The sequence below is a fragment of the Stenotrophomonas sp. STEN022 genome (assembly GCF_056760155.1).
Genome location: NZ_JBRREG010000147.1, coordinates 1 through 8,096, shown reverse-complemented (window position 1 = coordinate 8,096; position 8,096 = coordinate 1). Strand labels below are relative to the sequence as shown.

General features: G+C 63.8%; 11 protein-coding genes. 10 read left to right on the top strand and 1 reads right to left on the bottom strand.

From position 1 onward, the window contains the following. Positions 1-117 precede the first annotated feature (117 nt). On the bottom strand, positions 118-975 hold the full coding sequence (gene ygfZ, locus ACVOMF_RS19925) for a CAF17-like 4Fe-4S cluster assembly/insertion protein YgfZ (RefSeq protein WP_481510811.1): 858 nt from the start codon (positions 973-975) through the stop codon (positions 118-120). A gap of 39 nt (positions 976-1,014) precedes the next feature. Here ygfZ and ACVOMF_RS19920 point away from each other — a divergent pair, with 39 nt between their 5' ends. From ACVOMF_RS19920 to ACVOMF_RS19875, 10 genes are all read left to right on the top strand, one after another. Further along, on the top strand, positions 1,015-1,188 hold the full coding sequence (locus ACVOMF_RS19920) for a DUF1674 domain-containing protein (RefSeq protein WP_481510810.1): 174 nt from the start codon (positions 1,015-1,017) through the stop codon (positions 1,186-1,188). A 54-nt stretch (positions 1,189-1,242) separates the two neighbouring features. Beyond that, on the top strand, positions 1,243-1,635 hold the full coding sequence (gene sdhC, locus ACVOMF_RS19915) for a succinate dehydrogenase, cytochrome b556 subunit (RefSeq protein ID WP_057626052.1): 393 nt from the start codon (positions 1,243-1,245) through the stop codon (positions 1,633-1,635). Then, positions 1,632-2,015 carry a succinate dehydrogenase, hydrophobic membrane anchor protein gene (gene sdhD / locus ACVOMF_RS19910; protein WP_282268787.1) on the top strand — a complete coding sequence of 128 codons (384 nt, stop codon included), beginning with the start codon at positions 1,632-1,634 and terminating at the stop codon, positions 2,013-2,015. The genes sdhC and sdhD overlap by 4 nt, the downstream gene beginning before the upstream one ends. 3 nt (positions 2,016-2,018) lie before the next feature. After that, the gene (gene sdhA, locus ACVOMF_RS19905) at positions 2,019-3,809 is read left to right on the top strand and encodes a succinate dehydrogenase flavoprotein subunit (RefSeq protein WP_481510809.1); all 1,791 of its coding nucleotides are present in this window, start codon (positions 2,019-2,021) and stop codon (positions 3,807-3,809) included. An 18-nt stretch (positions 3,810-3,827) separates the two neighbouring features. Continuing rightward, complete coding sequence (locus tag ACVOMF_RS19900) at positions 3,828-4,613, top strand: succinate dehydrogenase iron-sulfur subunit (protein ID WP_481510808.1); 786 nt, start codon at positions 3,828-3,830, stop codon at positions 4,611-4,613. A 161-nt stretch (positions 4,614-4,774) separates the two neighbouring features. Next, positions 4,775-5,029 (top strand): FAD assembly factor SdhE, encoded by a 255-nt coding sequence (locus ACVOMF_RS19895; RefSeq protein ID WP_481510807.1) that lies wholly within the window; start codon positions 4,775-4,777, stop codon positions 5,027-5,029. Positions 5,030-5,096: 67 nt separating this feature from the next. Continuing rightward, positions 5,097-5,429: a hypothetical protein gene (locus ACVOMF_RS19890; protein WP_481510806.1), complete on the top strand. Its 333-nt coding sequence runs from the start codon at positions 5,097-5,099 to the stop codon at positions 5,427-5,429. A gap of 24 nt (positions 5,430-5,453) precedes the next feature. Further along, the gene (locus ACVOMF_RS19885) at positions 5,454-6,695 is read left to right on the top strand and encodes a lipoprotein-releasing ABC transporter permease subunit (protein ID WP_481510805.1); all 1,242 of its coding nucleotides are present in this window, start codon (positions 5,454-5,456) and stop codon (positions 6,693-6,695) included. After that, positions 6,688-7,398 (top strand): lipoprotein-releasing ABC transporter ATP-binding protein LolD, encoded by a 711-nt coding sequence (lolD, locus tag ACVOMF_RS19880; RefSeq protein WP_481510804.1) that lies wholly within the window; start codon positions 6,688-6,690, stop codon positions 7,396-7,398. Before ACVOMF_RS19885 ends, lolD begins: the two co-directional genes overlap by 8 nt. A gap of 109 nt (positions 7,399-7,507) precedes the next feature. Next, the gene (locus ACVOMF_RS19875) at positions 7,508-7,969 is read left to right on the top strand and encodes a DUF6491 family protein (protein ID WP_481510803.1); all 462 of its coding nucleotides are present in this window, start codon (positions 7,508-7,510) and stop codon (positions 7,967-7,969) included. The last annotated feature ends 127 nt before the right edge of the window (positions 7,970-8,096 follow it).

Below are 8,096 nucleotides of genomic sequence, written 5' to 3'. Positions count from 1 at the left end.
GTTCGGCGGCCCCCGCGGCCCCCCTTCGACCCTGCTCCCCCCCCCCCCCCCCCCCCCCCCCCCCCCCCCCACTACATGGGCGCGCCCCAAGCCGAGCATGGCTCGGCTCTACAGGTCTCAGCGCGCAAGGCCTTCCAGCAGCGGCTGGATGCTGGCGGTCTCGCCATTGATCAGAAGCTGGCCTTCCGGCAGTTCCAATGGCAGCACGGCCAGTGCAAGTGGGCCGGCTACGCTGGCGACGGTGCCGATGTTGCTGTCGCCATGCTGGACCGCGTCACTGGAGTTTGCGAATGAGGCGCATTCCAAGAGCGCCAGCGAGCGTTTGGCTTTGCCCAGGAAATGGGTGCGGGCAACGATTTCCTGGCCGGGATAGCAACCCTTCTTGACGCTGTAGGCATTCAAACGATCCAGCCCCAGTTGCTGCGGCGTCCATTGCTCACGTTGTGCATCTTCAAGCCGGGGCAGGCCGAAACGAAGGTCGGATTGACGCCATGCCAATTCAGCGGTGCTGTCGTTGGCAGCGGCTACGTTGCTGATCTGCAGTGTGCGCGGGAGCGCTGCGCTGCCCACATCCAGCTCGATGACGGCATCGGCCAGTTGTGCCAATTGCGCGCCATGGGCCGAAACCGGCGGTTCCAGCGCGACATTCACCGCCAGCGCGCTGGCATGGCTGATGACAACCTTGCGGCGGAATACAAAGCGGCGCAACTGCTCGGCCATGGCTTCGGCGCCGCCGTCGTGGCAGATCAGCAGCAGGGTCTGCGCGTCCACCCGCACCAGCTGAAAGATGGCCAGCACGCGGCCTTTGGCGGTCAGCCAGGCACTCCATTGCCAATGACCGTCGGCCAGCGAGGGCACGTCATTGGCGAACTGGGCTTGGGCGAAAGCGACCGCATCGGCTCCCGCAAGGCTCACGATCTGAGCCATGGAAAGTGTGCGGAAACCGGTGAAAGCAGGGGCGAGGTTGTCAGACACGTGACTGAGGACTAAAATTTGTGCGTTGCGAGACCACCAATGATAGGCCAAACAACCCCCACTCCCGAGCCCGAAGCTGAAGCCCCGTTGGTCCCCGAGAAGCAGCCGCTTCCCGAGGTAGCCCCGGTGCCTCAGGAAATAGGCGGCCGCGGCGGACTTGATCCGGTGCGGTATGGCGATTGGGAGAAAAACGGGCGCTGCATAGATTTCTGAGCAGCGTTGAGCCAACGCGGCATTGAGCCGCCCAGCCGAGATACGAGTCAGCGAATGGCGAACAGACCCCGCCCCCTCTCTCCGCACCTGCAGGTGTATCGCTGGCAGATCCAGATGGCCACCTCGATCCTGCATCGAGTAACCGGCATCATTCTGACTGTCGGTTCCCTGATCATTGCGGGCGGCTTGTTCGCCCTGATGATGGGGCCTGAGTCCTGGAACTGCTTCACCACCCACGCCAGCGCCTGGTACGGCAAGGTGATCCTGTTCGGTTGGACCTGGTGTTTCGCCTATCACCTGTGTAATGGCATCCGCCATATCGTGCAGGACTTCGCCATCGGCTACGCCAAGGCCACCTTCATCCGCAGCAGCTGGATGTCGGTGATCGCCTCGCTGGTGCTGACCGCGCTGATCTGGGCTTACGTCTGCATGGGAGCTGCCGCATGAGCAAGTACCGCACCCCGCTGAAGAATGCGCGTGGCCTTGGCAGCGCCAAGTCCGGTACCGAGCACTTCGTCCACCAGCGCCTGACCGCTACCGCCCTAGTCGCACTGACCATCTGGTTCCTGTGCCTGGTGCTGAGCCTGATGGGCGCCGATTACGTAACCGCCGTGGAAACCATTGCCAAGCCGTGGAACGCGATCCTGCTGGGCGGCTTCCTGGTCGCCATGTTCTGGCACGCCCAGCTTGGCCTGCAGGTGGTCCTCGAGGACTACATCCACAACTCGCTGATGGCCCTGGCCTTGCAGACCACGGTCAAGTTCGTCGCCGTGCTCGGCGCCATCGTCAGCATCTTTGCGGTTGCCCGCATCGCGTTTGGGAACTGATACATGTCCGCTTACAACATCACTGAACACAAGGTCGACATGGTCGTCGTCGGCGCCGGTGGCGCTGGCCTGCGTGCAACGTTTGGCCTGGCCCAGAAGGGCCTGCAGACTGTCTGCATCACCAAGGTCTTCCCGACCCGTTCGCACACCGTGGCAGCACAGGGCGGTATCTCCGCCGCGCTTGCCAACATGGGCGAGGATGACTGGCGTTACCACTTCTTCGACACCATCAAGGGCTCGGATTGGCTGGGTGACCAGGACGCCATCGAGTACATGTGCCGCGAGGCCATCCCGGCCATCATCGAGCTGGAGCACTACGGCGTTCCGTTCTCGCGCACCGAAGAAGGCAAGATCTACCAGCGTCCGTTCGGTGGCATGACCACCAAGTACGGTGAAGGCCCGTCCGCGCAGCGTACCTGCGCCGCCGCCGACCGTACCGGCCACGCCATCCTGCACACCCTGTACCAGCAGTCGCTGGCGCACGATGCGCAGTTCATGATCGAGTACTTCGCACTCGACCTGATCTTCGACGACGAAGGCGTCTGCCGCGGCGTGCTCGCCCTGGACATGGCCGAAGGCACCCTGCACCTGTTCCGTTCGCAGGGCGTGGTGCTGGCAACCGGCGGTTACGGCCGCGCCTACTTCAGCGCAACCTCGGCGCATACCTGTACCGGTGACGGCGGTGGCCTGGTGGCCCGTGCCGGCCTGCCGCTGCAGGACATGGAATTCGTGCAGTTCCACCCGACCGGTATCTACGGTGCCGGCTGCCTGATCACCGAAGGTGTGCGAGGCGAGGGCGGCATCCTGCGCAACAGCAGTGGCGAGCGCTTCATGGAGCGCTACGCACCGCATTACAAGGATCTGGCATCGCGTGACGTGGTGTCGCGTTCGATGACCATCGAAATCCGCGAAGGCCGCGGCGTCGGCGAGCACAAGGATCACATCCTGCTCGACCTGACCCATCTCGGCCCGGGCGTGATCGACGACAAGCTGCCGGGTATTGCCGAAAGCGCGCGCATCTTCGCGGGCGTGGACGTGCACAAGCAGCCGATCCCGGTCATTCCGACCGTGCACTACAACATGGGTGGCATCCCGACCAACTACCACGGTGAAGTGGTGCGCAAGGTTGGCGACAACCCCGATGCGGTGGTGCCGGGCCTGTACGCCATCGGCGAAGCGGCCTGCGTGTCCGTGCACGGTGCCAACCGTCTGGGCTCCAACTCGCTGCTCGACTTGGTGGTGTTCGGCCGCGCCGTGGCCAACCGCTGCGCCGAGACGATCAAGTCGGGTGCGCCGCACAAGACCCTGCCGTCCGATGCCTGCGACAAGGCCCTGGGCCTGCTCGACAAGCTGCGTCACGCCAATGGTGATACGCCGACCTCGGTCATCCGCGACAACATGCAGCGCACCATGCAGAATGATGCAGCGGTGTTCCGCACCAGCAAGACGCTGGAAGAAGGCTGCCAGAAGATGGCGCAGGTGTTCGATTCGTTCCAGGACGTCAAGGTTTCCGACCGTTCGCTGGTCTGGAACTCGGACCTGATCGAGACCTACGAGCTGAACAACCTGCTGCTCAATGCAGTGGCGACCATCAACTCGGCCGAGCAGCGCAAGGAAAGCCGTGGCGCCCACGCGCACGAGGATTACCCGGACCGCGACGACGTCAACTGGCAGAAGCACACGCTGGTCACTGTCGACGAAAAGGGCAAGTGCAGCTTCGATTACCGCCCGGTGCACATGTACACGCTCAGCGATGACGTGTCCGTGGTGCCGCCGAAGCCGCGCGTCTACTGATCCGGGGAACTTACGAACATGGCTGAATTTGCACTCCCGAAGAACTCCCGGTTGACCAAGGGCAAGCACTTCCCCGCCAAGAGCGGCGCGAAGAACACGCGTACCTTCAAGATCTACCGCTGGAGCCCCGATGGCGACCAGAATCCGCGTACCGACACCTACGAGATCGATCTCGATGCGTGCGGCCCGATGGTTCTGGACGCGCTGATCAAGATCAAGAACGAGATTGATCCGACCCTGACCTTCCGCCGCTCCTGCCGCGAGGGTATCTGCGGTTCGTGCGCGATGAACATCGACGGCACCAATACCCTGGCCTGCACCCGCGCCATCGCCGATTGCGGCAAGGCCGAAGTGCCGATCTATCCGCTGCCGCACATGGACGTGGTCAAGGATCTGGTTCCGGACCTGACCCACTTCTACGCGCAGTACGCCTCGATCAAGCCGTGGATCCGCACCCAGACCCCGGCGCCGGCAGACCGCGAACGCCTGCAGTCTCCGGAAGACCGCAAGAAGCTGGACGGCCTGTACGAGTGCATCCTGTGCGCATGCTGCTCGACCAGCTGCCCGAGCTACTGGTGGAACGGCGAGCGTTACCTGGGCCCGGCGATCCTGCTGCAGGCTTACCGTTGGATCATCGACTCGCGCGATGAAGACACCGGCGCACGCCTGGACGACCTGGAAGATCCGTTCAAGCTGTACCGCTGCCACACCATCATGAACTGCGCACGCACCTGCCCGAAGGGCTTGAACCCGGCACTGGCAATCGCCGAGATCAAGAAGCTGATGATGGCGCGTCGCGCTTGATGTGTTATGCCTTCTCCCTTCGGGAGAAGGTGCCCCGTAGGGGCGGATGAGGGTACGGGCGAGGCCTGCTGCCCTCGATTTCGCGGGAGCTTCGCTCCAACCCTCACCCCAACCCCTTTCCCGGTGGGAGAGGGGCTTTGGTATCCGAGGTATCCGAAGCCATGCAGACCGAAGACGAAATCCTGTTGAAGAAGCTGCGCTGGCGTTGCCGGCGTGGCATGCGCGAGCTGGACCAGCTGTTCGGTCGCTATCTTGACCGCCGCTGGCTGGATGCACCTGCCGCCGAACGCGAGGTTTTCCTGCAGTTGCTGGAGACCGAAGACGATAAGTTGTGGCGCTGGTCCATGGGCTACGAGGCCTGTCCGGATGCGTCGCAGGCGCAACTCATCAACTACATCCGCGCCCTTCCGGTGTGAGTGGCGCCCATCGCGCTGGTTGACCTGCGCATTGTTGGGCCTGGCGGTACTTGCCGCCATTTCGATCGTGAACTGCAGATTGGAGCCGGGCCATGCCTGGCCATTGGGCGTGTGCGTGCTCGGCTGGGGCCTGTTGCAGACGCGCGCCGAGGCGCGCAAACGGTGCCGGAACATACTCATACCCTCGCCACCAAGCCCGCCCTGCATCGACGCCGAACCCGTGGAGCGGATCGAGCTGCTCGAACGCGGTCCGTTGCTGGTGCTGCGCTGGTGGCTGGGCAAACGCCGCCAACAGCTGCTGTTCTGGCCCGACACGCTGTCCAGGGCGCAGCGACGTGAACTGCGACTGGCCGTAAAGGCACATGGCGTTTCCCGCCAGCCGCCGGGAATGGCACCATAGCTGCCAGTTCCCGGGCAGACCCGCATGTTCAAACCCTTACCTGTCGCAATCGGATTGCGCTATCTGCGCGCCAAGCGCCGCAATGGCTTCATTTCCTTCATCTCGATGGCTTCCATCCTCGGCATTGCGCTCGGGGTGATGGTGCTGATCACCACCCTGGCGGTGATGAGCGGCTTCCAGAAGGAGATCCGCGATCGTCTGCTGCAGATGTCGGCCCATGCCACGGTCAGCGCCGACGGCGAGCCGATGGCCAATTGGCAGCACGCCATCGACGTGGCGACCAAGGACCCGCGTGTGGCCGGCGCTGCGCCGTATATCGAGATCCAGGGCATGTTGAGCGGCCTGCGGGTGCAGGGTGCGATCATCCAGGGCGTTGATCCGGCGCAGGAGTCCAAGGTCTCGGTACTGGCCGAGAAGATGACCAAGGGCAAGCTGGACAGCCTGCAGCCCGGCGAATTCAACATGGTGGTCGGCAAGGAGTTGGCGATCTGGTTGGGCGTGGATGTCGGCGACAGCGTCGTGGCCACGCTGGCCGAAGTGCAGGGTACGCCGATGGGCGCCATGCCACGGGTCAAGCGTTTCAAAGTCAGCGGCATCTTCGAGGCCGGCTCCAATGAAGTCGACCGCGGCGTTGCCTTCACCAACATGCAGGACATGGAGCGCGTGCTGCGCATGGATGGCGTCACCGGCGTGCGACTGAAGATGCACGACATGGACCAGGCCTATACCGTGGCCCGCGATCTGGCGGTCAACCTCAACGGTTATTACCGGGTGAGTGACTGGACGCAGGAGAACGCCAATCTTTACCACTCGCTGCGCATGGAAAAGACGGTGATGGGCATCCTGCTGTCGCTGATCGTGGCGATGGGCGCATTCAACCTTGTCTCCTCGCAGGTGATGCTGGTTACCGACAAGCAGGCCGATATCGCCATCCTGCGCACGCTTGGCCTCACGCCCGGTGGTGTCATGCAGGTGTTCATGGTGCAGGGGACCCTGATCGGCGTGTTCGGCACCATTGTCGGCGTGATCAGCGGCATCACCTTGACCCTCAACCTGGAACGTATCCTCGGCCTGATCGAGACCATCTTCAACATCAAGTTGCTGCCGGAGGATGTGTACTACATCACCGGGCTGCCGACCGACATGCAGACCGGCGACATCGTGGTGATCACCGTGGTGGCGCTGCTGATGAGCTTTGCCGCAACCATCTATCCGGCGTGGCGCGCAGCCCGCACCCAGCCGGCCGAGGCGCTGCGCTATGAATGAGAACGCATTGATGGAATCGGTAATCCGCGCCGAAGGCCTGGGCAAGACCTACGCCGAAGGCAAGATGCACACGCCGGTGTTCGACGGCCTGGACTTGAACGTGGCCGCAGGCGAAACCGTGGCCATCGTCGGCGCGTCGGGCGCAGGCAAGAGCACCTTGTTGCACCTGTTGGGCGGCTTGGATATTCCGACCGCCGGTGAGGTCTATGTCGCCGGTCAGCGCATGTCGGCCCTATCCGACGCCGCACGCGGCAAGCTGCGCAACAGCTCGCTGGGCTTCGTCTACCAGTTCCATCACCTGCTGCCGGAGTTCACCGCGCTGGAGAATGTGATGATTCCGGTGATGTTGGGTGGCAGCGACCCGGCCGGCGCCAGTGCCCGCGCCAAGGCCTTGCTGGAGTCGGTGGGGCTCGGGCATCGCCTGGATCACAAGCCGGGCGAGTTGTCCGGCGGCGAACGCCAGCGCACGGCGGTTGCGCGCGCCTTGGTGAACCAGCCGGGCTGCGTGTTGGGTGATGAGCCGACCGGCAACCTGGACGACAAGACTGCCGGCACCGTGTTCGACCTGATGCTTGAGTTGAATCGCGAGCAGCGCACCAGTTTGGTTCTGGTCACCCATGACCGCAGTTTGGCGCGCAAGCTGGATCGCGTGCTGGAGCTGCGTCAGGGCCGCCTGCATGAGCTGGCCAGCAGCGGCGTCTGAACCGCGAAAAGCAGGTGATGATCCCGTGGCTGCCACGGGACTACCATGCTTGGGTAAGTGCTCGTTGCTTCATGGAGTCAGGTTGTTTCCTTCGATGAGGAGTGCTGCCATGAAAAAAATGCTTGTTGCGATGATGCTGGCCGCCGTTCTTGGCGGTTGTGCCACGACCGGGAAACTGACCAGCGCCGAGCGTCTGGATCTCTACCGCGCGCACGCCGGTGAGCCGGTGAAGAGCTTCAGGTACTTCGGTTCGCTCAATGGCTGGACCGAGCTGGGTGACAGTGCTTTGGCGGTATGGACCAAGCCCAACGAAGCCTGGCTGTTGAATCTCAGCGGGCCGTGCATGGATCTGTCATTCGCCCCGGCGATCAGCATCACCAACATGATGGGCCAGGTGTCGGCGCGCTTTGACCGCGTGATCGTGCATGGCGGTGGCCCAATGGCACATGTGCCGTGCCGGATTGACAGCATCCAGCCACTGGATGTGAAGACGCTGCGTGCATCGGAGAAACAGCTGCGCGAAGCAAAGATTTCCGAGCGTGCCGCAGATCAGGGCACCGAGACGGAATGAAGCACCAGCTGTAGTGGGGGGGGGGGGGGGGCGGGGGGGGGGGGGGGCGGGGGGGGCGGGAGCGCCGGCGGCGGGGGGGCGGGGGGGGGGGGCGGGGGGGGGGGGGGGGGGCCCGGGGGGGGCGCGG

Excerpts from the sequence above, each read along its gene's own strand:
- ACVOMF_RS19920 (WP_481510810.1), top strand. The coding sequence starts at position 1,015 with ATGATAGGCCAAACAACCCCCACTCCCGAGCCCGAAGCTGAAGCCCCG.
- sdhC (WP_057626052.1), top strand. The coding sequence starts at position 1,243 with ATGGCGAACAGACCCCGCCCCCTCTCTCCGCACCTGCAGGTGTATCGC.
- sdhD (WP_282268787.1), top strand. The coding sequence starts at position 1,632 with ATGAGCAAGTACCGCACCCCGCTGAAGAATGCGCGTGGCCTTGGCAGC.
- sdhA (WP_481510809.1), top strand. The coding sequence starts at position 2,019 with ATGTCCGCTTACAACATCACTGAACACAAGGTCGACATGGTCGTCGTC.
- ACVOMF_RS19900 (WP_481510808.1), top strand. The coding sequence starts at position 3,828 with ATGGCTGAATTTGCACTCCCGAAGAACTCCCGGTTGACCAAGGGCAAG.
- ACVOMF_RS19895 (WP_481510807.1), top strand. The coding sequence starts at position 4,775 with ATGCAGACCGAAGACGAAATCCTGTTGAAGAAGCTGCGCTGGCGTTGC.
- ACVOMF_RS19885 (WP_481510805.1), top strand. The coding sequence starts at position 5,454 with ATGTTCAAACCCTTACCTGTCGCAATCGGATTGCGCTATCTGCGCGCC.
- lolD (WP_481510804.1), top strand. The coding sequence starts at position 6,688 with ATGAATGAGAACGCATTGATGGAATCGGTAATCCGCGCCGAAGGCCTG.
- ACVOMF_RS19875 (WP_481510803.1), top strand. The coding sequence starts at position 7,508 with ATGAAAAAAATGCTTGTTGCGATGATGCTGGCCGCCGTTCTTGGCGGT.